This is a genomic window from Streptomyces sp. NPDC028991 (assembly GCF_055564775.1).
Map to the genome: position 1 here is coordinate 589,263 of NZ_JBVHVP010000001.1, position 24,942 is coordinate 614,204.

At 73.3% G+C, this 24,942-nt stretch carries 17 protein-coding genes and 3 pseudogenes; 7 read left to right on the forward strand and 13 right to left on the reverse strand.

Going from position 1 to position 24,942, the window contains the following annotated elements; translation table 11 throughout:
- Window positions 1-31 precede the first annotated feature (31 nt).
- The 5 genes and pseudogenes from ACZ4V1_RS02560 to ACZ4V1_RS02580 form a co-directional block, all read right to left on the reverse strand.
- A complete protein-coding gene (locus ACZ4V1_RS02560; RefSeq protein ID WP_468328319.1) occupies window positions 32-1,186 on the reverse strand; it encodes an alkaline phosphatase PhoX in 1,155 nt (384 codons plus the stop codon).
- Window positions 1,187-1,483: 297 nt separating this feature from the next.
- Window positions 1,484-1,690: pseudogene (locus ACZ4V1_RS02565) on the reverse strand (SDR family oxidoreductase); the annotation flags it as partial.
- Between the two features lie 52 nt (window positions 1,691-1,742).
- Window positions 1,743-2,108: a nitrite reductase small subunit NirD gene (gene nirD / locus ACZ4V1_RS02570; protein WP_468328321.1), complete on the reverse strand. Its 366-nt coding sequence runs from the start codon at window positions 2,106-2,108 to the stop codon at window positions 1,743-1,745.
- Window positions 2,105-4,726, reverse strand: coding sequence for a nitrite reductase large subunit NirB (gene nirB, locus ACZ4V1_RS02575; RefSeq protein WP_468328323.1), 2,622 nt, complete (start codon window positions 4,724-4,726; stop codon window positions 2,105-2,107). Before nirB ends, nirD begins: the two co-directional genes overlap by 4 nt.
- Window positions 4,726-5,943 (reverse strand): NAD(P)/FAD-dependent oxidoreductase, encoded by a 1,218-nt coding sequence (locus tag ACZ4V1_RS02580; protein WP_468328325.1) that lies wholly within the window; start codon window positions 5,941-5,943, stop codon window positions 4,726-4,728. The genes nirB and ACZ4V1_RS02580 overlap by 1 nt, the downstream gene beginning before the upstream one ends.
- Window positions 5,944-6,185: 242 nt before the next feature.
- Here ACZ4V1_RS02580 and ACZ4V1_RS02585 point away from each other — a divergent pair, with 242 nt between their 5' ends.
- The gene (locus tag ACZ4V1_RS02585) at window positions 6,186-6,968 is read left to right on the forward strand and encodes a sulfite exporter TauE/SafE family protein (protein WP_468328327.1); all 783 of its coding nucleotides are present in this window, start codon (window positions 6,186-6,188) and stop codon (window positions 6,966-6,968) included.
- Window positions 6,969-6,987: 19 nt separating this feature from the next.
- On the opposite strand, the pseudogene ACZ4V1_RS02590 reads toward ACZ4V1_RS02585, so the two are convergent.
- The 3 genes and pseudogenes from ACZ4V1_RS02590 to ACZ4V1_RS02600 all read right to left on the reverse strand — a co-directional run.
- Window positions 6,988-7,120: pseudogene (locus ACZ4V1_RS02590) on the reverse strand (NAD(P)-binding domain-containing protein); the annotation flags it as partial.
- Between the two features lie 98 nt (window positions 7,121-7,218).
- Window positions 7,219-7,845, reverse strand: a complete 627-nt coding sequence (locus ACZ4V1_RS02595; RefSeq protein ID WP_468328329.1) for a class F sortase — start codon at window positions 7,843-7,845, stop codon at window positions 7,219-7,221.
- A 121-nt stretch (window positions 7,846-7,966) separates the two neighbouring features.
- Window positions 7,967-8,500 carry a hypothetical protein gene (locus tag ACZ4V1_RS02600; RefSeq protein ID WP_468328331.1) on the reverse strand — a complete coding sequence of 178 codons (534 nt, stop codon included), beginning with the start codon at window positions 8,498-8,500 and terminating at the stop codon, window positions 7,967-7,969.
- A 292-nt stretch (window positions 8,501-8,792) separates the two neighbouring features.
- Between ACZ4V1_RS02600 and ACZ4V1_RS02605 the strand changes: the two genes are divergently transcribed.
- Entirely contained in the window at window positions 8,793-9,380 is a 588-nt protein-coding gene (locus tag ACZ4V1_RS02605; RefSeq protein WP_468328333.1) for an NADPH-dependent FMN reductase, read from the forward strand.
- An 84-nt stretch (window positions 9,381-9,464) separates the two neighbouring features.
- Here ACZ4V1_RS02605 and ACZ4V1_RS02610 read toward each other — a convergent pair whose 3' ends face one another.
- Both ACZ4V1_RS02610 and ACZ4V1_RS02615 read right to left on the reverse strand, forming a co-directional pair.
- Entirely contained in the window at window positions 9,465-11,696 is a 2,232-nt protein-coding gene (locus tag ACZ4V1_RS02610; RefSeq protein WP_468328335.1) for a molybdopterin oxidoreductase family protein, read from the reverse strand.
- Between the two features lie 111 nt (window positions 11,697-11,807).
- A complete protein-coding gene (locus ACZ4V1_RS02615; protein WP_468328337.1) occupies window positions 11,808-12,494 on the reverse strand; it encodes a SanA/YdcF family protein in 687 nt (228 codons plus the stop codon).
- 167 nt (window positions 12,495-12,661) lie between these two features.
- Here ACZ4V1_RS02615 and ACZ4V1_RS02620 point away from each other — a divergent pair, with 167 nt between their 5' ends.
- From ACZ4V1_RS02620 to ACZ4V1_RS02640, 5 genes and pseudogenes are all read left to right on the forward strand, one after another.
- Window positions 12,662-13,525, forward strand: coding sequence for a sirohydrochlorin chelatase (locus ACZ4V1_RS02620; RefSeq protein WP_468328339.1), 864 nt, complete (start codon window positions 12,662-12,664; stop codon window positions 13,523-13,525).
- A 38-nt stretch (window positions 13,526-13,563) separates the two neighbouring features.
- The gene (locus ACZ4V1_RS02625; protein ID WP_468328341.1) at window positions 13,564-14,838 is read left to right on the forward strand and encodes a deoxyguanosinetriphosphate triphosphohydrolase; all 1,275 of its coding nucleotides are present in this window, start codon (window positions 13,564-13,566) and stop codon (window positions 14,836-14,838) included.
- A 145-nt stretch (window positions 14,839-14,983) separates the two neighbouring features.
- Window positions 14,984-16,249 carry an NAD(P)/FAD-dependent oxidoreductase gene (locus ACZ4V1_RS02630; RefSeq protein ID WP_468328343.1) on the forward strand — a complete coding sequence of 422 codons (1,266 nt, stop codon included), beginning with the start codon at window positions 14,984-14,986 and terminating at the stop codon, window positions 16,247-16,249.
- A gap of 72 nt (window positions 16,250-16,321) precedes the next feature.
- A complete protein-coding gene (dnaG, locus tag ACZ4V1_RS02635) occupies window positions 16,322-18,256 on the forward strand; it encodes a DNA primase (RefSeq protein WP_468328345.1) in 1,935 nt (644 codons plus the stop codon).
- Window positions 18,257-18,422: 166 nt separating this feature from the next.
- A pseudogene (locus ACZ4V1_RS02640) lies at window positions 18,423-19,671 on the forward strand (RNA polymerase sigma factor); the annotation flags it as partial.
- Between the two features lie 23 nt (window positions 19,672-19,694).
- Here ACZ4V1_RS02640 and ACZ4V1_RS02645 read toward each other — a convergent pair.
- From ACZ4V1_RS02645 to ACZ4V1_RS02655, 3 genes are all read right to left on the reverse strand, one after another.
- The gene (locus tag ACZ4V1_RS02645; protein WP_468328347.1) at window positions 19,695-21,623 is read right to left on the reverse strand and encodes an ABC transporter ATP-binding protein; all 1,929 of its coding nucleotides are present in this window, start codon (window positions 21,621-21,623) and stop codon (window positions 19,695-19,697) included.
- On the reverse strand, window positions 21,623-23,356 hold the full coding sequence (locus ACZ4V1_RS02650) for an ABC transporter ATP-binding protein (protein ID WP_468328349.1): 1,734 nt from the start codon (window positions 23,354-23,356) through the stop codon (window positions 21,623-21,625). Before ACZ4V1_RS02650 ends, ACZ4V1_RS02645 begins: the two co-directional genes overlap by 1 nt.
- 113 nt (window positions 23,357-23,469) lie before the next feature.
- On the reverse strand, window positions 23,470-24,936 hold the full coding sequence (locus tag ACZ4V1_RS02655) for a xylulokinase (protein ID WP_468328351.1): 1,467 nt from the start codon (window positions 24,934-24,936) through the stop codon (window positions 23,470-23,472).
- Between the last annotated feature and the right edge of the window lie 6 nt (window positions 24,937-24,942).

The window sequence follows — 24,942 nt, forward strand, 5'->3', positions numbered from 1 at the left end:
ACCCCGCCGGCAAGGCCCGAACGGCACGCCCCTAGGTCCGGAACGGCCCGCGCACCTCGTACGTGATGCCGCCGGACGAACTCCCGCTCGTCCCCCGCTGGCTGGAGAAGTACAGCCGCGTGCCGTCGGGCGAGAACGCCGGGCCGGTGATCTCCGAGCCGGACTGGCCGTCGATGCGCAGGAAGGGGGCGATCACGTCGTTCGGGGTGATCACGCAGATCTCCATGCTGCCGCCGTCCTCCGCCACGAACAGGTCGCCGGAGGAGCTTCCGGTGACGTTGTCGACGCCGGTCAGCGGGGCCGTGCCGGACGTCACCAGGGAGTCGTCGTAGGCCAGTTCGATGGTCTGGGCGCTCGCGTTGTACTGCCAGACCCGGTTGTCGCCCTTGGTGGTGAACCAGCAGGTGTCGTCGGCGTAGTGGCAGCCTTCGCCGCCGTTGAACCGCTTGGCGCCGGAGACCTGGCGGCGGGTGGCCGTCGCGCCGGACGGGTCGGGGACCCTCGCCCAGGTCACCGGGCCGCTGGTGGCCGAGCCCGCGACCAGGACCTCCAGCGTGCCGGAGGACAGGTCGCCCCAGGTCGTCGGGCGGAAGCGGTAGAAGCAGCCGTCGCTGACGTCCTCCGTGAGGTACACGACTCCGCGGACCGGGTCGGCCGCCGCCGCCTCGTGCTTGAAGCGGCCCATGGCGTCCCGCCGCACCGCGGCCTTCACGCCCCACGGGTCGGTCTCGTAGACGTAACCGCGGTCCACCTCCTCGCAGGACAGCCAGGTGTTCCACGGGGTCCGGCCGCCCGCGCAGTTCTGCCGGGTGCCGGACAGGACGCGGTACGCCGACGTGATCGCCCCGGTGGCCGAGAACCGCACCGCGCCGGCGCCGCCCGAGGGGTTGATCTCCGAGTTGGAGACGTAGATCCAGCCGGAGCCGTCCGTGAAGCAGGCGCCGCCGTCCGGCGCGTTGTGCCAGGTGTACGACGTGCCCGCGACCTTCTGGCCGGAGCGGGCGATCACCCTGCTGGTGAAGCCGGCGGGCAGCCGGAGGCCGTTGGCGTCGGGTGAGCCGAGTGCCCCGTAGGGGCCACTGCCGGGCTGGGCGGGGGCGGCGTACGCGGCACCGCGCCACAGGGTCCCGCCGAGGACGGCCGAGCCGCCGACGATGGCCGTGCGCAGGAGGGTACGACGTTCCACTGCTGCCTCCGGGGGTCATGACCGGCCCCGCCGCCGGACGGCGACGGGGGTGCGGATACGGACTGCGGATACGGACCCTAGAGGCACTCGATTGACGGTGCATGGACAAGCGGTGACGGCCGGGCGGCGCGCCCTCAGCGATCCACCGCCACCGCGCTGAACGTCGACCCGGGCGTCCGCGGCCTGGTGAAACGCGCGTTGACGAGGTAGGCGGACGCCGAAGCGGGCGGCGGTGGCGGGGCCGCCGAAGCGGGGACCGGGCCGGGATCGGCGGGTGACCGACAGCCGCCCCGGGAGTCAGGCCGGCTGCCCGCCGTCCACCACCGGGTCGGTGCCCACCACCGACGCCGCGTCGTCCGACACCAGGTACAGCACGGCGGCCGCGACCTCCGCCACCGCCGAGACCCGGCCGAGCGGCGTCTCGCTCCGCGTCCGTTCGGCCCGCTCCGTCTCCGTCTCGCCGGGCCGCAGGGACATGGCGGTCGCCGTGGCACCCGGGCTGACGGGGCATCGGCCACGGGGACTCCGCTGAAACGGCCGGTCAATCAAGCTGCGGTCAGGCGGCCTTCACCTCGTACGTCTCCACCCGCACCGCCTCGTCGTCCAGGCACTCCCCGGTCGTCAGGTCGAAGCGCTGCTTGAGCAGCGGGGAAGCGACGAACGGACGGCCCTGGTGGGTGCCGGTCAGGCCGCGGGAGAGGACCGCCGCTCCGGTGAAGGGGTCCCGGTTGTCGATGGCGTACAGCTCGCCGTTCCGGTCGCGGAACAGGGCCGCCTGGCCGCCGTCCGGCAGCAGGGCCGCGACGCCCCGGCCCGGGAGCAGGGCGCCGAGGTCGCAGGCCGTGAACCAGTCGTCCGTCAGCCGCAGCCGGACCTTGAGGTCGGTCGTCTCGGGTGCCAGGGACTCGGGTGCCAGGGTCATCGCCGGGTGCTTCCTTCCAGGAGGTCTTCCTCGGTGCGCCGCAGGCCGATGTTCAGCAGCGGCAGGTCGGGCTTCATCTGGTCGCGCTCGGGCACGAAGCCCACGACCGGGTCGGGGGTGTCGGGCGCGTTCACGAAGGACACGAACCGGGCCAGCTTCTCGGGGTCGTTGATGGTCTCGGCCCACTCGTCGCGGTAGTGCGAGACGTGGGCGGACATCAGCGACTCCAGCTCGTCGCAGATGCCGAGCGAGTCGTGCACGACCACGTCCCGTACGTGGTCCAGGCCGCCCGGTACGCGCTCCAGCCAGGTGGAGGTGCGCTCCAGTTTGTCGGCGGTGCGGATGTAGAACATCAGGAACCGGTCGATGAGCCGGACCAGTTCGGCGTCGGAGAGGTCCTGCGCGAGCAGGTCCGCGTGGCGCGGGGTGGCGCCGCCGTTGCCGCCGACGTAGAGGTTCCAGCCGTTGGACGTGGCGATCACGCCGAAGTCCTTGGACTGGGCCTCGGCGCACTCCCGGGCGCACCCGGACACCGCCGACTTCAGCTTGTGCGGGGACCTGAGCCCCCGGTAGCGCAGCTCCAGGTCGATCGCCATCCGCACGGAGTCCTGGACGCCGTAGCGGCACCAGGTCTGCCCCACGCAGGACTTCACCGTGCGCAGCGACTTGCCGTACGCGTGCCCGGACTCGAAGCCGGCGTCCACCAGCCGTGCCCAGATCACCGGGAGCTGCTCGACCCGGGCGCCGAACATGTCGATGCGCTGACCGCCGGTGATCTTCGTGTAGAGCCCGAAGTCCCGGGCGATCTCGCCGATGACGATCAGCTTCTCCGGGGCGATCTCGCCGCCGGGGATGCGCGGGACGACGGAGTACGAGCCGTTGCGCTGGAGGTTGGCCAGGAAGTGGTCGTTGGTGTCCTGGAGCGCGGCCTGCTCGCCGTCCAGGACGTAGCCGCTCGCGCCGATCGCCGGGGCGAGGGAGGCGATGATCGAGCCGACCGCCGGCTTGCAGACCTCGCAGCCCTCACCGCCCCGCGCACCCTCGCGGCCGTGCCGGTCCAGCAGTTCCCGGTAGGAGGTGATCCGCAGGGCCAGGACGATCTCGTACAGCTCCTCGCGGGTCTGGGCGAAGCAGCCGCACAGGCCCTTGTCGACCTCGACGCCGCTCGCCTCCAGCTCGGCGGTGACCAGCTGGCCGAGCACCTTCACGCAGGAGCCGCAGCCGGTGCCGGCCTTGGTGCACTTCTTCACCTCGGGCACGGTCGTGCAGGAGTGCTCCGTCACCGCGCCGCGGATCGCGCCCTTGGTGACGTTGTGGCAGGAGCAGATCACCGCGTCGTCGGGCAGCGCGGACGGGCCCAGCTGGGCCGGGGCACCGGCCCCGGCGGGCAGCACCAGGGACTCGGGGGAGACCGGCGGGACCGAGCCGGTGAAGGCGCGCAGCGTGCCGTACGCCTCCGCGTCGCCGACCAGGATGCCGCCGAGCAGCGTGCCGTCGCGGCCGACCACCAGCTTCTTGTACAGGCCCGCGCGGGAGTCGGAGTAGACGACGTCCAGGCAGTCCTCGGCGGTGCCGTGCGCGTCACCGAAGGACGCCACGTCCACGCCGAGCAGCTTGAGCTTGGTGGACAGGTCGGCGCCGGTGAACGCCGCCTCGTCCCGGGCGATGGTCGCGGCGGCCGTCTCGGCCTGCTCGTACCCGGGGGCCACCAGCCCGTACACCCGTCCGTCGGAGGCCAGCGCACACTCGCCGATCGCGAAGACGTGCTCGTCGGTGACCGTGCGGCACTGCTCGTCGACGCTGATGCCGCCGCGCTCACCCACCGCCAGCCCGCAGTCCCGGGCCAGCTGGTCGCGGGGGCGGACCCCGGCGCTGAACACCACCAGGTCGGTGGCGAGTTCGGAGCCGTCGGACAGCTTCATGCCGGTGACGGCGCCGTCCTCGCCGACCACGATCTCCTGCGTGCCCACGCCCGTGTGGACGGACAGGCCCATGTCCTCGATGGTGCGCAGCAGCGCCGCGCCGCCGCCCTCGTCGACCTGGACCGGCATCAGACGGGGCGCGAACTCCACGATGTGCGAGGTGAGTCCGAGGCCCTTGAGCGCGCCGGCCGCCTCCAGGCCGAGGAGCCCGCCGCCGACCACCGCGCCCGTCGTGGCGCTCTTGGCGTACTCCTCGATGGCGAGGAGGTCCTCGATCGTCCGGTAGACGAAGCAGCCGTCGGCGTCCTTGCCGGGGACCGGCGGCACGAAGGGGTACGAGCCGGTCGCCAGCACCAGCACGTCGTAGCCGAGGACCAGCCCGGAGCGGGCGGTCACCTCGCGCGCGTCCCGGTCGACGCTCTCGGCCGGGTCGCCGACGCGCAGTTCGATGCCGTATTCCTCGATGAAGGCGGGGTCGGTCATCGACAGGTCCTCGGCGGTCTTCCCCGAGAAGTACGAGGTGAGCTGCACCCGGTCGTAGGCGGGGCGCGGCTCCTCGCACAGCACTACCACGCGGTGCGTGGCGGTCAGGCCGCGCTCGGCGAGCGCCTCGAGGAAGCGCTGGCCGACCATGCCGTGGCCGACCAGCACGATCGTCGGGCGGGGCCGGTCCCCCATGGGCAGGGTCGTGGTCATCAGGAGCCTCCGTCATGGGTGAGCAGGTGGAGCAGGGGGCCGCCGTCGGACGGGAGCGGCTCTGCTCCCTCCCAGGCGCGCGCGAGCGCGCCGACGGTGCCGAGTTCGCCGACCAGGACCCCGCCGACCAGCCGGTCGTCACGGACGACGACCTTGCGGTACGTGCCGCGGGTGGCGTCGGCCAGCTGCACGACGTCGTCGCCGGGGCGGGGGTCGGTCTCGCCGAACGCGGCGAGGTCGAAGGGGCTGTCCGGCCCGGTGAGGGTGAGCCGGGTCAGGGAGCGGGTGCCGGTGTAGCGGGCGGTGCCGCTCCCGGTGAGCAGCTCGGCGAGCGCGCCGGCCTGTTCGAGGGCCGGGGCGGCCAGCCCGTACACGCGCCCCGCGTGCTGGGCGCAGTCGCCGACGGCCCGGATGTGCGGGTCGCTGGTGCGCAGCTCGTCGTCGACGACCACGCCCTTCGCGACCTCCAGCCCCGCCGCCTGCGCGAGGCCGACCCGCGGCCGGACCCCGCAGGCGAGGACGACCAGGTCGGCGCCGAGGGCGTACCCGTCGGCCATCTCCACCGACCGCACCGCCCCGCCGACGCTGCGCACGTCCCGCACCCGGCACTCGGTGTGCACCTCGACGCCGAGGTCCTCCAGATGCCGCCGCACGAGCGCGGAGGCGGCCGGGTCGAGCTGGCGTTCCATGAGCCGCTCGGACTGCTGGGCGAGGACGACCTGGGCGCCGCGCACCGCCAGCGCGCGGGCGGCGGAGACCCCGAGGAGCCCGCCCCCGATGACGACCGCCCGCACCCCCGGCCGTACCGCCTTGGACAGGCCCAGGCAGTCGTCCATGGTCCGGAACGCGTGCACGCCCTCGGGCAGTTCGCGGTCCGTGGTGAACAGACCGCGCAGGGGTGGCAGTACGGCGTTGGAGCCGGTGGCCAGGACCAGCGTGTCGTATGCGATGAGGGAGCCGTCGGCGCACCGCACGGTCCGCCCGGCCCGGTCGATGCCGGTGACCCGGCCGCGCAGCAGCCCGGCGGGCGCGGGCAGCGCGACCACCTCGGGGCTGTACCGTCCGGCCAGCACCTCGGCGAGCAGCACCCGGTTGTACGGGCGGTGCTCCTCGTCGCCGACGACCAGCGCGGGCGTGCCGAGCTCACCGAGCCGCCGGGCGAGCGTCACGCCCGCGAGCCCGGCGCCGATCACCACCACACGCGTATTCGAGGTCATGGCAACGAGCGTGCGGTGCGGGTGTTACCCGGTGGCATCGCGTCTGTTTCCCACGGGGAACGCTGCCCTCAGCGGGGGCGGCGGGCGGGTGTGAGGGACGTGGGCGGGCGCCGGGGGCCGCCGGGGCGACGTCCGGAACCGGTGGGACGGACGCCCGGGACCGCCGGGGCGGATGTTCGGGAACCTCAGAAGTCCCTCATCTTGATGGACGGCACATCCATCCTGTCCTTAGGGTCCCGATCATGCCCGACATATCGCTGACCACGGTCGTCCTGCTGTGCCTCGCGGCCCTCGCGGCCGGCTGGATCGACGCCGTGGTCGGCGGTGGCGGGCTCCTGCTGCTGCCGGCGCTGCTGCTCGGACTGCCCGCCGGTACGCCGGCCGCGCACGCGCTGGGCACCAACAAGGCGGTCGCCATCGTAGGCACCACGGGCGCGGCGGTGACCTACGTCCGCAAGGCGCCCGTGGACGTCCGCACGGCCGTCCGCATCGGCCTCGCGGCGCTGGCCGGTTCGTCGGGCGGGGCCTTCTTCGCGGCCGGGATGAGCACCGAGGTGCTCAAGCCGGTGATCATGGTCGTACTGCTGGCGGTCGCGGCCTTCGTCATCCTGCGCCCCGCCTTCGGCACCGCCCCCGCCACCGGCCCGGTCACCCGCCGCCGGGTCTTCGCCGCGATCGGCCTCGCGGGCCTCGGCATCGGCTTCTACGACGGTCTCGTCGGCCCCGGCACCGGCACGTTCCTCGTCCTCGCGCTCACCGCCGTCCTCCACCTGGACCTGGTGACCGCCTCCGCCACCGCCAAGATCGTCAACTGCTGCACGAACGCGGGCGCCCTCGCCACCTTCGCCTGGCAGGGCGCGGTCCTGTGGCAGCTCGCCGCCCTGATGGCGGTGTTCAACCTCGCCGGCGGCATGTTCGGCGCGCACACGGCCCTCAAGAAGGGCAGCGGCTTCGTCCGGATCGTGCTGCTGACGGTCGTCTTCGCCCTGGTGGCGAACCTCGCCTACGAGCAGTGGGTGGCCTAGTTTCCAGGGCCTGTCCGGGCGCCCCCGCCTCGGCGGCGCTCGCGGCGACGGTGGCGCCGTCGGCGGCGAGGGCCTTCAGGTCGGGGGGTGCGGTTCCAGACGGTCACCGGGTGCCCGGCGGCGAGCCAGGCGCGGACCAGGGCGGTGCCCATGGCGCCGGTGCCGAGGACGGTGAGGGGAATACGGGAGGCGGACGAACGAGGCGCCGGCGCCGCTCGGCGCCTGGGGGAGGGCGAACACGCTGAACCCCTCACCGGCCGCCGGTGAGGTGCGCGAAGACGACCACGTTGCCCTGGTAGCCGGTACTGCGTGAGTAGTCGCCGCCGCAGGTGATGACGCGCAGCTCGGGCCGGCCGGCGGCGCCGTACACCTTCTCGTCGGGGAAGTCCTTGGCGGCGTACACCTCCACCGCGTCCACGGTGAACACCGCGACGCCGCCGTCGCGCCGGTCGACCTCGATCGTGCCGCCCTTTTCCAGGGCGCCGAGCCGGTAGAAGACGGCGGGGCCGTCGGCGTTGTCGACGTGCCCGGCGACGATCGCGGTGCCCGTCTCGCCGGGGGTGGTGCCGGCCTCGTACCAGCCGGCCAGGTTCTCCTTCTCGGCCGGCGGCACCTCGAGACTGCCGGACGGCGTGAGACCGAGGCCCGTCACCGGGGCGTCCACGCCGATCGCCGGGATCCGGACGCGGTCCGGCGGGGAGGGCGGCAGCGCGGGTGCGGCGGGCGCCTGTCCGCCCTGCCCGGCGTCGGCGCGGGCCTGGGCGGCCGACGGCTGCGGCGGTGCCTCGGTCCCGGCGCCGCCGAGCAGCAGCCACGCTCCGGAGCACAGGGCGACCGCGGTGACGGCCGCTATCGCGGTGTTGCCGACCCTGCGCATGACGTCCCCTCTCCCTCGGGTCCCTTGGAAGGTCCCCTGCCCCCTCCGGGCCGCGAGGGGCGTCGGACCCGGAGGGGGTGGGGAAGTGCGGTACCGGCTGACGGGCAGCGGAGGGTGCCCGTCAGATCCCGTCGCCTCTCGCCCGGCGATGCAGGAGCCAGGTACCGCCCGCGGCGGCGACGGCCAGAGCCGCCACGCCGGCCGCGGTCTGCACGGGATCGGGGCCAAGAGCGCCGCCGACCCCCGTCTTCACGCTTCCTTTGGGGTACACCTGCCCACGGGCGGAGGTCAGCGTGACCACCAGGTCGCCCGTCACCCGCAGGCCGCTCCCGCCACAGGTCGCGACGATCTCGTACGTCCCCGGCTGCGCGCTCGGCGGCACCTCGAAGCGGCCGACCGTCCCGCCCTCGTCGCTGCCCGGCGCCAGCGGGAACGTACCGGCGCCCACCGCGCTGGCGTCGCCCGCGGCCGAACCGCCCTCGCCGCACGCCTGCGTGGTCACCATGGCCGGTTCCCCCGGCACGACCGAGGCCGGGTACACCTCCAGACGACCGGTCGCTGCGGCCTCCCCGGCGTACGCGGGCGCCGGGGAAGCGAGGCCGACGGCCGCGACGGCGAGCGCGGTACCGGTCAGCAGGCGGGCGGTACGTCGCATCGGTGCTCCTTTGAGCTCTTCGGTGGCCCCTGCCCTACCGAGGAAAGTCGCACCGGACGCGCCCCGCTTCCCGAGGATGCGCCGGGAATGGGATGAACGGGTGTCGGCCGCGCGCCCGGCCGACCCACGCGGGACGTCGTTTCGGCAGGTCACCGGCGTGTGGCGGGCGGGTGCCGGAAAAGATCCCGAAGAGTGCGGGGAGAGGGGGTGAACGGGTGACCGGTGCCTCCGGACGGGCCCGCCGACGCCACGGCCTTGACCTCAATGAAGGTTGAGGTACCAGGCTGGCCGCATGAACACAACGACCGCTCCGCTCCATGTGACCCTGCTCGTCGGCAGCAACCGCCACGGCCGCTTCGGCCCCGTCGTCGCCGACTGGCTCCTGGACCATCTCCGGGCCCACGACGACCTGGTACCGGAGGTGGTGGACGTCGCCGGGACCGACCTGCCCACCACCTTCGCCCCGACCCCGGAGGCCACCGCGGCGCTGGCGGAGATCACCCCGAAACTGGCGCGCGCCGACGCGTTCGTCGTGCTCACCCCCGAGTACAACCACTCGTTCCCGGCGGGCCTGAAGAACGTCGTCGACTGGCACTTCACCGAGTGGCGGGCCAAGCCCGTCGGCCTCGTCTCCTACGGCGGTCTGGCCGGGGGCCTGCGCGCCTCGGAGCACCTGCGCCAGGTCTTCGCCGAGCTGCACGCCGTCACCGTCCGCGACACCGTCTCCTTCCACAACGCGGGCGCCTCGTTCGACGACGAGGGCAGGCTCAGGGACCCGTCGGGACCGGACGCGGCGGCGAAGACGATGCTCGACCAGCTGGTGTGGTGGGGGCGGGCGCTGCGGGAGGCCAAGGAGAAGCGGCCCTACGACGACAGGTGACCGCCGGGCCGTCGGCCCCGGGCCACGGCCGCCCCGGCCGACTTCACCGGGGCGGCCGTGTCGCGCCCGCGCGTCGCGAGTGCGCTACGTCTCCGCCACCCCCACCGCCTCAGTCTCCGCCAACCTCACTCCCACCGCCTCAGTCTCCGCCACTCCCACTCCCACCCCCACCCCCACCGCCTCAGTCACCGTCTCCGCCATCGCCTCACCCGCCGTCTCCGGCACCGCTTCCACCCGAACCGCGCACACCTTGAACTCCGGCATCCGCGAGGTCGGGTCGAGGGCCGGGTTGGTCAGGGTGTTGGCGCGCCCCTCGCCCGGCCAGTGGAAGGGCATGAACACGGTGTCGGGCCGGATGCCGGTGGTGATGCGGGCCGGTGCCACCGCCCGGCCGCGCCGCGACACGACGGCCACCGGTTCCCCCTCGGCCGCCCCCAGCCGCGCCGCCAGGCGCGGGTGCAGCTCCACGAACGGGCCGGGCGCGGCGGCGTTCAGCTCGTCCACCCGCCTCGTCTGCGCGCCGGACTGGTACTGCGCCACGACCCGCCCGGTGGTCAGCAGCACCGGGTACTCGTCGTCCGGCTCCTCGGCGCTCGGCCGGTGCGAGACGGGCACGAACCGGGCCCGCCCGTCGCCGGTGGCGAAGCGGTCCAGGAAGAGGCGCGGAGTGCCCGGATGCCGGTCCGCCGCCCCGGTGCCGGTCTCCTCCCGCGCCGGGCACGGCCAGAACACCCCGTTCTCCTCCGCCAGCCGCCGGTAGTCGATCCCGGAGTAGTCCGCCGGACCGCCCGCGCTCGCCCGGCGCAGCTCCTCGAACACCTCCTCGGGGTCGGCCGGGAAGCCCTTCTCCACGCCCAGCCGGCCCGCCAGTTCGTGCAGCACCTCCAAGTCGCTGCGGACCCCGTCCGGCGGGCTGACCGCGCGCCGCCGCAGCAGTACCCGTCCCTCCAGACTGGTCGTGGTGCCCGTCTCCTCCGCCCACTGCGTCACCGGCAGCACCACGTCCGCCAGCGCCGCGGTCTCGGACAGCACCACGTCGCACACGGCCAGGAAGTCCAGCGACCGCAGCCGCCCCTCGATGTGCGCCGCGCGCGGCGCCGACACCACCGGGTTGGACCCCATCACCAGCAGCGACCTGATGTCCGTGCCCAGCGCGTCCAGCAGCTCGTACGCGCTGCGCCCCGGCCCCGGCAGCGAGTCGGGGTCCACCCCCCACACCTGAGCCACATGCCGGCGCGCCGCCGGATCGGTCAGCTTCCGGTAGCCCGGCAGCTGGTCGGCCTTCTGCCCGTGCTCGCGCCCGCCCTGCCCGTTGCCCTGCCCGGTCAGACAGCCGTACCCCGACAGGGGCCGTCCGGCCCGCCCGGTCGCCAGGCACAGGTTGATCCACGCCCCCACCGTGTCCGTGCCCTTGGCCTGCTGTTCGGGCCCGCGCGCGGTCAGCACCATCGCCGCCTCGGGCGCGCAGAACAGCCGTACCGCCTCCCGCAGTTCGGGGACGGACACCCCCGTGATCCGTTCCACGTACTCCGGCCAGTGCGCCATCGCCGCCGCCCGCGCGTCCTCCCAGCCGGCCGTGCGCTCCTCGACGTACCGCTCGTCGACCCGCCCCTCCGCGACGACCAGGTGCAGCATGCCGAGCGCGAGGGCCAGGTCGGTGCCCGGCCTCGGCGCCAGGTGCAGGTCGGCCTGCTCGGCGGTCTTCGTCCGGCGCGGGTCGACGACGATCAGCGTGCCGCCGTTCTCGCGCAGCTCGGTGAAGTACCGCAGGGATGGCGGCATCGTCTCCGCCGGGTTCGACCCGACGAGGACGACGCACCCGGTCTTCGGGATGTCCTCCAGCGGAAACGGCAGCCCTCGGTCGAGGCCGAACGCCCTCGTGCCGGCCGCCGCCGCCGACGACATGCAGAACCGCCCGTTGTAGTCGATCTGCGAGGTGCCCAATACCACCCGGGCGAACTTCCCGAGCGTGTACGCCTTCTCGTTGGTCAGTCCGCCTCCGCCGAACACACCGAGCGCGTCCGCGCCGTGCCGCGCGCGCGTGCGGGCCAGGTTCCCGGCGATCCGGTCCAGTGCCTCCTCCCAGGTGGCCGGCACCAGCGCCCCGTCACCGGACCGCACCAAGGGGGAGGTGAGCCGCACCCGGGACGACAGCAGGGCCGGCGCCGTACGCCCCTTGCCGCACAGCGCGCCCCGGTTCACCGGGAAGTCCGCGCGCTCGGTCACCTCGACGGTCCCGTCGGCGGCGGGTGTCAGATTCATCCCGCACTGCAGGGCGCAGTACGGGCAGTGCGTGGGCGTGGCGGTGTTCTGCATACCGCCCAGGGTGCGCCGCCCGTGTTACGCGACCGGGCGGCGCTCTGTTACACCGCCGGGACGGCGACCTCCCCGCCGCCCTCCGGCCCGCGTGAGGGCCGCGTCACGGCTTCACCGGGCACCGGCCAGGGCGCGCTCCACCCCCGGCTCCCGCGGTCCCAGGAACCGCGGGTCCGGCTCGAAGACCGCGTCCAGGGCCGCCTTGCCCGCCGCGAGGATCTCCCGCACGCCCCCGTAGTACCAGGTGAGGTCGTGCCTGTCGTCGACCCCGACGCCGTACGACGCCACCCCCGCCTCCTGGCACAGCGCCACCGCCCGCCGGATGTGGAAGCCCTGGCTGACCAGCACGGCCCGGTCGACACCGAAGATCTTCTTCGCGCGCACGCAGGAGTCCCAGGTGTCGAAGCCCGCGTAGTCGCTGACGATCCGCCCGTCGGGCACCCCGTGCCGGACCAGGTACGCGCGCATGGCGTCCGGCTCGTCGTACTCCTCGCGGCTGTTGTCCCCGGTGACGAGGATCACCTCGACCCGGCCGGCGCGGTACAGCCCGGCCGCCGCGTCCAGCCGGTGCGCCAGATAGGGAGACGGCTCCCCCTCCCACAGCCCGGCCCCGAACACGACCGCGACCTCGGTGCGCGGCACGTCGGCGGTGGTGCGCAGCCGGTCGCCCGCGACGACGTACGTCCAGGTGCTCGGCAGCAGCGCCAGCACACACCCGGCCATCACCGCCCGCACCAGCCGCCGCCGCCCCTTGCGGGTGCGCGGAAGCCGCGGTCTGCCAGGTCTCCAGCGGCGCATCGGTGTCGGTCCCCTCCCCGATCGTCTCCTGACCCCAGGGACGTCCGGGCGCGCCGTCCGGTTCACCGGGCCGCTCACAGGTGGTGCGGGGTGCCGTGTGAACCGCCGGAAAATCCCCGTGACACCCGCGCAACGGGGAGGCAACGTCCGGCCGCCACCCTCGACACATGACGGCGATGACACGGATGGGCACGGCGACGAGCACGGCGGCACCCGGCGGCACCCCCGCCCTGGTCGTCGTCGCCCACGGCAGCCGCGACCCGCGGGCGCTGAGCACCGTACGCGCCCTGCTCGACCGGGTCCGAGCCCTGCGCCCCGCCCTGCCGGTGCACCTCGGCCACATCGAACTGAACGCCCCCCTCCTCCCCGACACGCTGGCCGCCCTCGGCGACGGGGCGGCGGTGGTCGTCCCGCTCCTGCTCAGCCGCGGCCACCACGTCAAGCGGGACATCCCCGAGATGGCCGCGGCGGCACCGGCCCGCACCCGCGTGGCAGCACCGCTCGGCCCGCACCCACTCCTCGTCGACGCCCTGCACGACCGCCTCACCGAGGCCGGCTGGCCCGCCCACGCCCCCCGGGACGGCGCCGTCGTCCTCGCCTCCGCGGGCTCCCGCGCCCCGGAGTCCGGGGCGGACACGGGCCGCACGGCGGCACTCCTGTCCGCCCGCCTCGGGGTCCCGGTGGTCCCCGCGTACGCCTCGGCGGCGGCTCCGACGGTCCCGGAGGCGGTACGCGCGCTGACGGCCCGGGGACACCGCCACGTCGCCGTCGCCTCGTACTTCACGGCCCCGGGCCGCTTCGCCGCAGAGTGCGCGGCGGCGGCCCCGTGGATCGCCGCCGCCCCGCTGGGCACGCACCCGGCGATGGCGCGGCTGCTCCTGCACCGCTACGACCAGGCGCTGACGGCAGACCGGCGGAACAACGCCGCCGAAGGGGCGCGGGGAGTACCGATCCGCGGCGCCGCCGCGCGGACGCGACCGGCCCCGACCGAACCCGCACTCGCCCGGCGACCGCACCCGGCACCCGCGTAGGCCCCCGACTGTCACCGCTTCCGCTTACTGTTCCTGACATGGAAGGCACCGCACCCCCACCCCCATACGACCCGACGTCAGTCGCCCGCTACGCCCCGGAACCGGACAAACGCCCCGGCCGCACCGCCTTCCAACGCGACCGCGCCCGCATTCTGCACTCCTCGGCCCTGCGCCGCCTGGCCGGCAAGACGCAGGTCGTCACGCCGGGCGAGCGCAACCCCGTCTGGGACGCCAGCCCCCGCACCCGCCTCACGCACTCCCTGGAATGCGCCCAGGTCGGCCGCGAACTCGGTGCCGCCCTCGGCTGCGACCCCGACCTCGTCGAGGCCGCCTGCCTCTCCCACGACCTGGGCCACCCGCCCTTCGGCCACAACGGCGAACAGGCGCTCAACGCGTTCGCCGAGGACTGCGGCGGCTTCGAGGGCAACGCCCAGTCGCTCAGACTCCTCACCCGCATCGAGCCCAAGCGGTTCACCGAGGACGGCTCCGTGGGCCTCAACCTCACCCGTGCCACCCTCGACGCCGCCACCAAGTACCCGTGGCCCCGCGGCGCCCACCCCACCGACCCGGCCTCACCCAAGTTCGGCGTGTACGACGACGACCGGCCCGTCTTCGAGTGGCTCCGCGAGGACGCCCCCGGCGCCCGCACCTGCTTCGAGGCCCAGGTGATGGACTGGGCCGACGACGTGGCGTACTCCGTGCACGACGTCGAGGACGGCCTGCACGCCGGCCACATCGACCCGAACTGCCTGCTCGCCGACCCCGAGCGCGAGGCGGTCTTCGAGGCCGCCGCCGGACGCTACGTCCCGGCCGGCACCGACCACGCCGAACTCGCCGCCGCCCTCGACCGCCTCCTCGCCCAGGACTGGTGGCCGCACGGTTACGACGGCTCGGCCGTCGCCCAGGCCCGGCTGAAGGACGCCACCAGCCAGCTCATCGGCCGCTTCTGCCTCGCCGCCGAGACCGCCACCCGGGCCGCGTACGGCGGCGGCCGGCTCACCCGGTACACGGCGGAACTGGTGGTCCCCCGGGAGACCCGCATGGAGTGCGCCGTCCTCAAGGCGGTCGCCGTGCGGTACGTCATGCAGCGCATCGAGCAGGAGCGGCTCCGCGCCGACCAGCGCGTCGTCGTCGCCGAGCTGGCCGAGGCCCTCACCGCCCGTGCCCCCGAGGGCCTCGACCCCCAGTTCCGCGCCCTGTTCGACCGGGCCGCCGACGACCGCGCCCGCAAACGGGTGATCGTCGACCAGATCGCCTCCCTCACCGACGTCTCGGCCCGCTCGCTTCACGCACGCCTGACGGGGCATCGATGAGACTGACGGGACCGGAGTGACCCGACAGGCCCCGAAGCCCGCGAAACACGACCCTCCATGGCCTGATCGGGTCACTCCCTCTTCCCGCACCACGCCACGTGCGGGACGCTCGCATGTGGCGGCACCCTGACGAGGAGGCAAACAAGTGGTCGACGCGGATCAGACTTACGTCATCGTGGGAGGCGGCCTGGCCGGCGCGAAGGCGGCCGAGACACTCCGCACGGAGGGCTTCACCGGCCGGGTGATCCTCATCTGCGACGAGCGCGACCACCCCTACGAGCGCCCGCCGCTGTCCAAGGGCTACCTCCTCGGCAAGGAGGAACGCGACAGCGTCTTCGTACACGAACCCGCCTGGTACGCGCGGCACGACATCGAACTGCACCTCGGCCAGACCGTCGACGCGATCGACCGCGCCGCCAAGACCGTCCACTACGGCGACGACGGCACCCACGTCAAGTACGACAAGCTGCTCATCGCGACCGGTGCCGAACCGCGCCGCCTCGACGTCCCCGGCACCGGCCTCGCCGGTGTCCACCACCTCCGCCGACTCGCCCACGCCGAGCGCCTCAAGGGCGTCCTCGCCTCCCTCGGCCGGGACAACGGCCACCTCGTGATCGCCGGCGCCGGCTGGATCGGCCTGGAGGTCGCGGCGGCGGCCCGCGAGTACGGCGCCGAGGTCACCGTCGTCGAGCCCGGACCGACCCCGCTGCACGGCGTACTCGGCCCCGAGCTGGGCGCCGTCTTCGCCGAGCTGCACGAGGCGCACGGCGTCCGCTTCCGTTTCGGGGTGCGGCTGACCGAGATCATCGGCCAGGACGGCATGGTGCTGGCCGCCCGCACCGACGACGGCGAGGAGCACCCCGCGCACGACGTGCTCGCCGCGATCGGCGCCGCCCCGCGCACCGCGCTGGCCCAGGCGGCGGGTCTGGAGATCGCCGACCGCGCGCACGGCGGCGGCATCGTCGTCGACGCGAACCTGCGCACCTCCGACCCCGACATCCACGCGGCCGGTGACGCGGCCTCCTTCCACCACGCCCTCTTCGACACCCGCCTGCGCGTGGAGCACTGGGCCAACGCCCTGAACGGCGGCCCGGCGGCCGCCCGCGCGATGCTCGGCAGGGGCCTCGCCCACGACCGCGTGCCCTACTTCTTCACCGACCAGTACGACCTGGGCATGGAGTACTCCGGCTGGGCGCCCGCGGGGTCGTACGACCAGGTGGTGATCCGCGGGGACGCGGCGAAGCGCGAGTTCATCGCCTTCTGGGTGAAGGAGGGCCGGGTGCTGGCCGGGATGAACGTGAACGTGTGGGACGTCACGGAGCCGATCCAGCAGCTGATCCGCTCGAAGGCCCGGGTGGACACGGAGGCGCTCGCGAACCCGCACGTGCCCCTGGAAAGCCTCGTCGCGTAGCTGTCGGTCCGCCGACCGCCGGGGCAGGTCACCGCGCCCGGGCATGTCGGTGGCGCCCCGTAGACTTCAGGCGTGGCTGGACGGATCAACGACGAGGACGTGAAGGCGGTACGGGACGCGGTCCCGATCGACGCCGTGGTGTCCGAGTACCTCCAGCTGAGGAACGCGGGCGGCGGCAACCTGAAGGGGCTGTGCCCCTTCCACGACGAGAAGTCCCCGTCCTTCCAGGTCAGCCCGAGCAAGGGGTTCTTCCACTGCTTCGGCTGCCAGGAGGGCGGCGACACCATCACGTTCGTGATGAAGATCGACCACCTCACCTTCTCGGAGGCGGTCGAGCGCCTGGCCGGCCAGGCCGGCATCACGCTGCGTTACGAGGAGGGCGGGTACAACCCCTCCCACCAGCGCGGCGAACGCATCCGCCTGGTCGAGGCCCACAAGATCGCCGCCCAGTGGTACGCGGAGCAGCTGGCGGCCGGCCCCGAGGCCGACACCGGCCGCGCCTTTCTCGCCGAGCGCGGCTTCGACCAGGCCGCCGCCGAGCACTTCGGTGTCGGCTACAGCCCCCAGGGCTGGGACCACCTCACCCGCTACCTGCGCGGCAAGGGCTTCAGCGACAAGGAGCTGATCCTCTCCGGGCTCGCCCAGGAGGGCCGCCGCGGCCCCATCGACCGCTTCCGCGGCCGGCTGATGTGGCCCATCCGCGACATCGGCGGCGACGTCGTCGGCTTCGGCGCCCGCAAGCTCCACGAGTCGGACAACGGCCCGAAGTACCTGAACACCCCCGACACCGCGATCTACCGGAAGTCCCAGGTCCTGTACGGCATCGACCTCGCGAAGAAGGACATCGCGAAGGCCAGCCGCGCCGTCGTCGTCGAGGGCTACACGGACGTCATGGCCTGCCACCTGGCCGGCGTCACCACCGCCATCGCGACCTGCGGCACCGCCTTCGGCGGCGACCACATCAAGATCCTCCGCCGCCTCCTGATGGACAACGGCTCCGCCCGCGTGATCTTCACCTTCGACGGCGACGCGGCCGGCCAGAAGGCGGCCCTGCGCGCCTTCGAGGACGACCAGAAGTTCGCCGCCGAGACCTACATCGCCATCGCCCCCGACGGCATGGACCCCTGCGACCTCCGCCTGGCCAAGGGCGACGACGCGGTCGCCGACCTGGTCGAGCCGCGCACCCCGCTCTTCGAGTTCGCCCTCCGCCAGATCGTGAGCCGCTACGACCTGGACACCCCGGCCGGCCGCGCGTCGGCACTGGACGAGGCCGCCCCGGTCGTCGCCCGCATCAAGAACAGCGGCGCCCAGCACGAGGTCGCCGTGCAACTCGCGGGCATGCTCGGCATCCTCGACACGCAGTTCGTGGTCAAGCGGATCGCCCAGCTGGCCCGCTGGGCCCGCGACCGCGGCGGCAAGGGACCCGCCCCCGACCGGCAGCGGCGCGGCAGCGGCGGCGCCCCGCAGCAGTACGCGGCCCCGGCCGGCCCGGGCCCCCGCGGCGGTCCGGCGCTCAACCTCCGCAACCCCGTCTTCGCCACCGAACGCGAGCTGCTCAAGCTCGCCCTCCAGCGCCCGGAGCTGGTCTCCCCGGCCTTCGACGCGTACGGCGTCGACGAGTTCACCGCCCCGCCCTACGCCGCCGTACGCGAGGCGATCATGGAGGCCGGCGGCGCCGAGGCCGGCGTCCAGGACCCGCAGGACTACCTGGTCCGCGTCCGCGAGGCCGCCCCGGACGACGCCGTCCGCGCCATGGTCACCGAGCTCGCGGTCGAGGCGATCATGCTGCACCGGGGCGTGAAGGACGTCGACGAGGTCTACGCGGGCGCCCAGCTGGTCACCGTCCGGCGCCGGGCCGTCGAGCGCCGCATCCGCGACATCACGGGCCGCCTCACCCGCCTCACCGGCCACGGCGACCCCGCCGAGCTGGCCGCCGTGCAGAACGAACTGTGGGTCCTCCAGCAGTACGACCAGACCCTGCGCGTACACGGCGCCGCCGCGCTCTAGGACGGGCCGCGAGGCAGCGCCGGGTCACGAGCCGGACGCAAAAAGTCACCGCACGCCCCTCGTGGCGGTGATGTGTCGTACCCCACACTGGGGGCGGTGCCCGAGTCCTCGGAGCGCAGCCGATCCGTCCCGGCGGGCCGCCGGTCCCCGCGGCCGCGTTCAACGCGTACGGGGCGGACAGCGGCGAGCGAGCCGGCTCCGCCCCGAAGTACCGCGCCGGCCCCCCGCCGGCCGCGTCCATCCTGGAGGTCGCCCCCGTGCAGACCCAGACCCTCACCCAGACCGACACCAGTACCGACGGCGCGGAGCCGGACGCGGAGAGCGGCGTCCTCGTCGCGATGCCCGCGCAGCACCGCGCCGTGCACCACCCCGGGAACCGGCCGGAGGAGCCGCCCGCGGCGGACGCCCCCGAAGCGGCCGGCCACCCGGGCGACCCGGCCGACGTCCCCGCCGACGCCCCCGAGCCGGCCGAACCCCCACCCCCCACCCGCACGGAGACCGGCGGGCCCTCCTCCGACCTGTTCCGGCAGTACCTGCGGGAGATCGGCCGGATCCCGCTGCTCACCGCCGCCGAGGAGGTCGACCTCGCCCGGCGTGTGGAGGCCGGACTGTTCGCCGAGGAGAAGCTGCGGCTCGCCGTCGACCTGGACAGCCGGCTCGCCCTGGACCTCGACCGGCTCGTCGTCATGGGCCGCCTGGCCAAGCGCCGCCTGATCGAGGCGAACCTGCGGCTCGTCGTGTCCGTGGCCAAACGCTACGTCGGACGCGGGCTGACCATGCTCGACCTGGTCCAGGAGGGAAACCTGGGCCTGATCAGGGCCGTGGAGAAGTTCGACTACGCCCGCGGCTACAAGTTCTCCACCTACGCCACCTGGTGGATCCGCCAGGCCATGTCCCGGGCGCTGGCCGACCAGGCGCGCACCATCCGCGTCCCCGTCCACGTCGTGGAGCTGATCAACCGGGTCGTCCGCGTCCAGCGGCGCATGCTCCAGGAGCGCGGCTGCGAGCCCACCCCGCAGGACGTCGCCGCCCACCTGGACCTGGCCCCCGAGCGGGTCGGCGAGGTGCTGCGCCTAGCCCAGGAGCCGGTGTCGCTGCACGCCCCGGTCGGCGAGGAGGACGACGTCGCCCTCGGTGACCTGATAGAGGACGGCGACGCCGCCAGCCCCGTCGAGTCGGCCGCGTTCCTGCTGCTGCGCGAGCACCTGGAGGCGGTGCTCTCCACCCTCGGCGAACGCGAGCGCAAGGTCGTCCAGCTCCGCTACGGCCTGGTCGACGGCCGCCCCCGCACGCTCGAGGAGATAGGCCGCATCTTCGGCGTGACCCGCGAGCGGATCCGCCAGATCGAGTCCAAGACCCTCAGCAAACTCCGCGACCACACCTTCGCGGACCAGCTGAGGGGCTACTTGGACTGAGCCCCCACCCCCCACCCCACCTCCTACTCCACCTCGGCCACCGCCTGCGCGAACTGCGCCTGGTACAGCCGTGCGTACGCCCCGCCCGCCGCCAGCAGCTCGGTGTGCGCGCCCTGCTCGACGATCGACCCGTCCTCCATCACCAGGATCGTGTCCGCGTCCCGGATCGTCGACAGCCGGTGCGCGATCACGAACGACGTGCGCCCGTGCGCCAGCTTGGCCATGGCCTTCTGGATCAGTACCTCGGTACGGGTGTCCACGGACGACGTCGCCTCGTCGAGGACCAGGATCACCGGGTCGGACAGGAAGGCCCGCGCGATGGTGATGAGCTGCTTCTCACCGGCGCTCACCCCCGTGCCCTCGTCGTCGATCACGGTGTCGTAGCCGTCGGGCAGCGTCCGCACGAACCGGTCGGCGTGCGCGGCCCGCGCGGCCTCCTCGATCTCGCCGCGGGTGACCTTCCGCGACGCCCCGTACGCGATGTTCTCCGCGATGGTGCCGCCGAACAGCCAGGTGTCCTGGAGCACCATGCCGACACCGGCCCGCAGCTCGTCCCGGGACATCTTCGCGATGTCCACGCCGTCCAGGGTGATCCGCCCGCCGGAGACCTCGTAGAACCGCATCAGCAGATTGACGAGCGTCGTCTTGCCGGCGCCCGTGGGGCCGACGATGGCGACCGTGTGGCCCGGCTCCACCTTCAGCGACAGGTCCTCGATCAGCGGCTTCTCCGGGTCGTACCGGAACGACACGTGCTCGAGCGCCACCCGCCCGCGCAGGTCCTCGGGCCGGGCGCCCGGGATCGGGTCCGCCGACTGCTCCTCGGCGTCCAGCAGCTCGAAGACCCGCTCCGCGGACGCGACGCCCGACTGCACCAGGTTCGCCATCGACGCGACCTGCGTCAGCGGCATCGAGAACTGCCGGGAGTACTGGATGAAGGCCTGCACGTCACCGATGGACAGGGAGCCCGAGGCCACCCGCAGACCGCCCACCACCGCGACGAGCACGTAGTTCAGGTTGGACACGCACATCATCAGCGGCTGCATGATCCCGCTGTTGAACTGCGCCTTGAAGCCGGCCTCGTACAGCGCGTCGTTCTGCTCGGCGAACTGCTGCGCCGACTCCTCCTGGCGCCCGAACACCTTCACCAGCGCGTGTCCCGTGTACATCTCCTCGATGTGCGCGTTCAGCTGCCCCGTCGAGCGCCACTGCTGTACGAACTGCGGCTGCGACCGCTTGCCCACGCGCGTGGCCACCACGAACGACAGCGGCACGGTCACCAGCGCCACCAGCGCCAGGATCCAGGAGACGTAGAACATCATCGCCAGCACGCCGATGATGGTGAGCAGCGAGTTGATCAGCTGGCCCATCGACTGCTGGAGGGTCTGCCCGATGTTGTCGATGTCGTTCGTGGCACGGGAGAGCACCTCGCCGCGCTGGCGCTTGTCGAAGTACGACAGCGGCAGCCGCGACAGCTTCGTCTGCACGTCCTCCCGCATCCGGTACACGGTCCGGTTGACCGCGTGGTTCACCAGCCGCGTGGCCACCGCCATCAGCAGCCCGGCGACGGCGAAGGTCGCCAGCGCGAGCAGCAGCACCTCGCCCACGGCACCGAAGTCGATGCCCTGGCCCGGGACGAAGTCCGTGCTGCGGAGCATGTCGGCGACATTGCCGTCGCCGCGCTCGCGCATGGAGTCCAGGACCTGTTCCTTCGTCGCCCCGGCCGGCATGTCCCGCCCGACGATCCCCGCGAAGATCAGGTCGGTGGCCCGGCCGAGGATCTTCGGCCCGATCACGTTGAGGCCGACGCTGACGACCAGGCACGCCAGCAAGGTGTAAAGGGTCACCCGCTCCGGCCGGAACCGGGCGACGAGCCGCTTGGTCGACCCCTTGAAGTCCATCGAACGCTGGTCGGGACCGCCCCCGGCCATCATGCGACCCGCAGGCCCGGCCATCAGGCAGCCTCCGCTTCCGTCAGCTGGGAGAGCACGATCTCCCGGTAGGTCTCGTTGTCCGTCATCAGCTGGTGGTGCCGGCCCATGCCGACCACCCGTCCCTCGTCCAGCACGATGATCCGGTCCGCTTCCCGGATGGTCGCCACCCGCTGCGCCACGATCACCACGGTCGCCTCGGCCGTCTCCCGGCCCAGCTCGGCACGGAGCGCGGCGTCGGTGGCGTAGTCGAGGGCGGAGAAGGAGTCGTCGAAGAGGTAGATCTCCGGGCGCTGGACGAGGGTGCGGGCGATGGCGAGGCGCTGCCGCTGGCCCCCCGACACGTTGGTGCCGCCCTGCGAGATCGGCGCGTCGAGCCCGCCCTCCAGTCCGGAGACGAAGTCTCTGGCCTGCGCGACACCCAGCGCGTGCCACAACTCCTCGTCCGTGGCGTCCGGATTGCCGTAGCGCAGGTTGGTGGCGACCGTGCCCGCGAAGAGATACGGCTTCTGCGGCACCAGACTCACGACCTTGGCCAGCGTCTTCGGATCGACGGTCCGCACGTCCACCCCGTCGACCAGCACCTCGCCGTCCGTGGCGTCGAACAGCCGGGGGACCAGCCCGAGCAGCGTGGACTTGCCGCTGCCGGTCGAGCCGATGACGGCGGTCGTCTCGCCCGGCCGGGCCACCAGGTCGATGTGCCGGAGCACCGGCTCCTCGGCACCGGGGTAGCGGAAACCGGCCCCCCGGATCTCCAGATGCCCGTGCCGGCGCAGCTCGGTGACCGGCGCCGGCGGCGGTACCACACTGCTCTCGGTGTCCAGGACCTCCTGGACGCGCTCGGCGCACACCTCGGCGCGCGGCACCATCATGAACATGAAGGTGGCCATCATCACGGACATCACGATCTGCATGAGATAGGCGAGGAACGCGGTCAGGTCGCCGATCTGCATCCCGCCGCTCTCGATCCGGTGGGCGCCGAACCACACCACCGCGATCGACGACAGGTTCACCACCGTCATGACCACCGGGAACATCAGCGCGAGCAGGTTGCCGCTGCCCAGCGCGACATCGGTCAGATCGGCGTTGGCCTTCCGGAAGCGCTGCTGCTCGTACTCGTCGCGCACGAAGGCGCGGATGACGCGGTTGCCGGTGATCTGCTCGCGCAGCACCCGGTTCACCGTGTCCAGACGCTCCTGCATGGCCCGGAACAGCGGCCGCAGCCTCCGCACGATCAGCGTCACGCAGACCGCCAGCACCGGCACGACCGCGACCAGCACCCCGGACAGCGGCACGTCCAGGCCGAGCGCCATCACGATGCCGCCGACGCACATGATGGGCGCCGACACCATCAGGGTGAACGTCATCAGGGCCAGCATCTGGACCTGCTGCACGTCGTTGGTCGTCCGGGTGATCAGCGAGGGCGCGCCGAAGTTGCCGACCTCGCGTGCGGAGAAGGACTGCACCCGGTCGAAGACGGCACCGCGCACGTCCCGGCCGAGCGCGGCCGCGGTCCGGGCGCCGTAGTAGACGGCGCCGATGTTGCACACCACCTGGACCAGCGAGATGCCGATCATCAGGGCGCCGTAGCTCAGGATGTAGCCGGAGTCCCCCTTGACGACACCGTTGTCGATGATGTCCGCGTTCAGCGTGGGCAGGTAGAGGGAGGCGCAGGTCTGCAGGAACTGCAGCGCCACCAGCAGGGCGATGGGTTTCTGGTAGGGCCTGAGATAGGTCCGCAGGAGTCGTATGAGCACACTGGGTCTCTCGGAGTCGGCGACGGGGCGGATGGTTGCCCCTGGCCCCTATCGTCGGACACTCCACCCGCGTTACCTCAACCGATTAACCCAACGGCGCGCTGCTTCCGGCCTTACGGGCGGCCCTGCGTGTGCAGCGCCCCTGGATGCGTCTGTTCCCGCACCGACACGAACTGCTGGCGCACCGCCTGGCCCACCGCCAGCTCCTCGCCCGGCTCCAGCACCTGCGCGACGGCGCCCTGCCAGACGGGGGGAGTGCGCGGGTCCAGGGTGCCCTGGGACACGCCCAGCGCCCAGGCCGCCTGCCGGGCGGAGCCGATCGCGGCGTAGTCCGCCGGCTGCGGCACGACGACCTGCGTCCCGAACAGCGCGGGCGCCGCCGCCTGCACGGCCGGCAGCTCGGCCGCCGCGCCCAGCAGGAAGACCCGCCGTACGTCCACGCCCCGGCCGCGCAGCACGTCCAGGGCGTCCGCCAGACCGCACAGCATGCCCTCGAACGCGGCCCGCGCCAGATGCTCCGGCTTCATCGACTCGCGCCGCAGTCCGGCGAGCGTGCCGGCGGTGTGCGGCAGGTTGGGAGTGCGTTCGCCCTCCAGGTAGGGCAGCAGCACCAGCCCGTGCGAGCCCGGCGTCGACTTCATCGCCAGCTCGGACAGGCCCTCCAGGTCCCCCGTGCCGAGCAGCTCGGCGGCGCCCCGCAGGGTCCGTACGGCGTTCAGGGTGGTCACGACCGGCAGGTGCATGCCGGTGGCGTCGGCCAGCGCGGTGATCATGCCGGACTGGTCGACGAGCGGCTCGGTGTGCACGGCCATGACGGACCCGGACGCGCCCAGCGACACCACCGCGTCGCCCAGCCCGATCCCCAGCCCGAAGGCGGCGGCCTGCGTCTCACCGGTTCCGGCCGAGATCAGCAGGCCCTCCGGCGTCGTACCGGCCGCGTCGGCCGGGCCGATCACCTCCGGCAGCATCACCTGGTGCCCGAGCGCCAGCTCGACCAGATCGGGCCGGTAGCCGCTGCTCGCCGCCGACCAGTAGCCGGTCCCGGAGGCTCCGCCCCGGTCGGTGGTTCTCCTGACCGGTCGCCCGAGCAGCTGCCAGACCAGCCAGTCGTGGGCCTGGAGCAGCACCGCGGTCCGCGCCGCGGCCTCGGGCTCGTTCCTCGCCAGCCAGCGCAGCTTGGTCACCGGTTGCGCGGCCTGCGGCACACAGCCCACGGCCTGCGCCCACGCCTCGCGCCCGCCGAGCGCGTCGATCAGGTCGGCCGCCGCCACCTGGGAGCGTTTGTCGCCGCCCACCATGGCCGGGCGCACGGTGTTGCCCTGCGAGTCCAGCGGCACGACCGAGTTCGCCTGTGCGGAGACGCCGATGGCCTGCACGCCCTCCAGCAGCCCGCCGCCGGCGGCCTCCCCGAGGGAGAGCAGCCAGGCCTGCGGATCGACGTCTGCGGGACGGCCCCCGCCCTCGGGGCTCTCCAACGGGTGCGGCGCGTAGCCCTGGCGCAGCACGGCGCCCGTGTCCGAATCGCAGACGACGATACGAGTGAAATCGGGCGAACTGTCCAACCCGGCGACTATCCCCATACCCGA

Excerpts from the sequence above, each read along its gene's own strand:
- nirD (WP_468328321.1), bottom strand. The coding sequence starts at position 2,108 with ATGACCCTGGCACCCGAGTCCCTGGCACCCGAGACGACCGACCTCAAG.
- nirB (WP_468328323.1), bottom strand. The coding sequence starts at position 4,726 with ATGACCACGACCCTGCCCATGGGGGACCGGCCCCGCCCGACGATCGTG.
- ACZ4V1_RS02580 (WP_468328325.1), bottom strand. The coding sequence starts at position 5,943 with ATGACCTCGAATACGCGTGTGGTGGTGATCGGCGCCGGGCTCGCGGGC.
- ACZ4V1_RS02585 (WP_468328327.1), top strand. The coding sequence starts at position 6,186 with ATGCCCGACATATCGCTGACCACGGTCGTCCTGCTGTGCCTCGCGGCC.
- ACZ4V1_RS02595 (WP_468328329.1), bottom strand. The coding sequence starts at position 7,845 with ATGCGCAGGGTCGGCAACACCGCGATAGCGGCCGTCACCGCGGTCGCC.
- ACZ4V1_RS02600 (WP_468328331.1), bottom strand. The coding sequence starts at position 8,500 with ATGCGACGTACCGCCCGCCTGCTGACCGGTACCGCGCTCGCCGTCGCG.
- ACZ4V1_RS02605 (WP_468328333.1), top strand. The coding sequence starts at position 8,793 with ATGAACACAACGACCGCTCCGCTCCATGTGACCCTGCTCGTCGGCAGC.
- ACZ4V1_RS02610 (WP_468328335.1), bottom strand. The coding sequence starts at position 11,696 with ATGCAGAACACCGCCACGCCCACGCACTGCCCGTACTGCGCCCTGCAG.
- ACZ4V1_RS02615 (WP_468328337.1), bottom strand. The coding sequence starts at position 12,494 with ATGCGCCGCTGGAGACCTGGCAGACCGCGGCTTCCGCGCACCCGCAAG.
- ACZ4V1_RS02620 (WP_468328339.1), top strand. The coding sequence starts at position 12,662 with ATGACGGCGATGACACGGATGGGCACGGCGACGAGCACGGCGGCACCC.
- ACZ4V1_RS02625 (WP_468328341.1), top strand. The coding sequence starts at position 13,564 with ATGGAAGGCACCGCACCCCCACCCCCATACGACCCGACGTCAGTCGCC.
- ACZ4V1_RS02645 (WP_468328347.1), bottom strand. The coding sequence starts at position 21,623 with ATGGCCGGGCCTGCGGGTCGCATGATGGCCGGGGGCGGTCCCGACCAG.
- ACZ4V1_RS02655 (WP_468328351.1), bottom strand. The coding sequence starts at position 24,936 with ATGGGGATAGTCGCCGGGTTGGACAGTTCGCCCGATTTCACTCGTATC.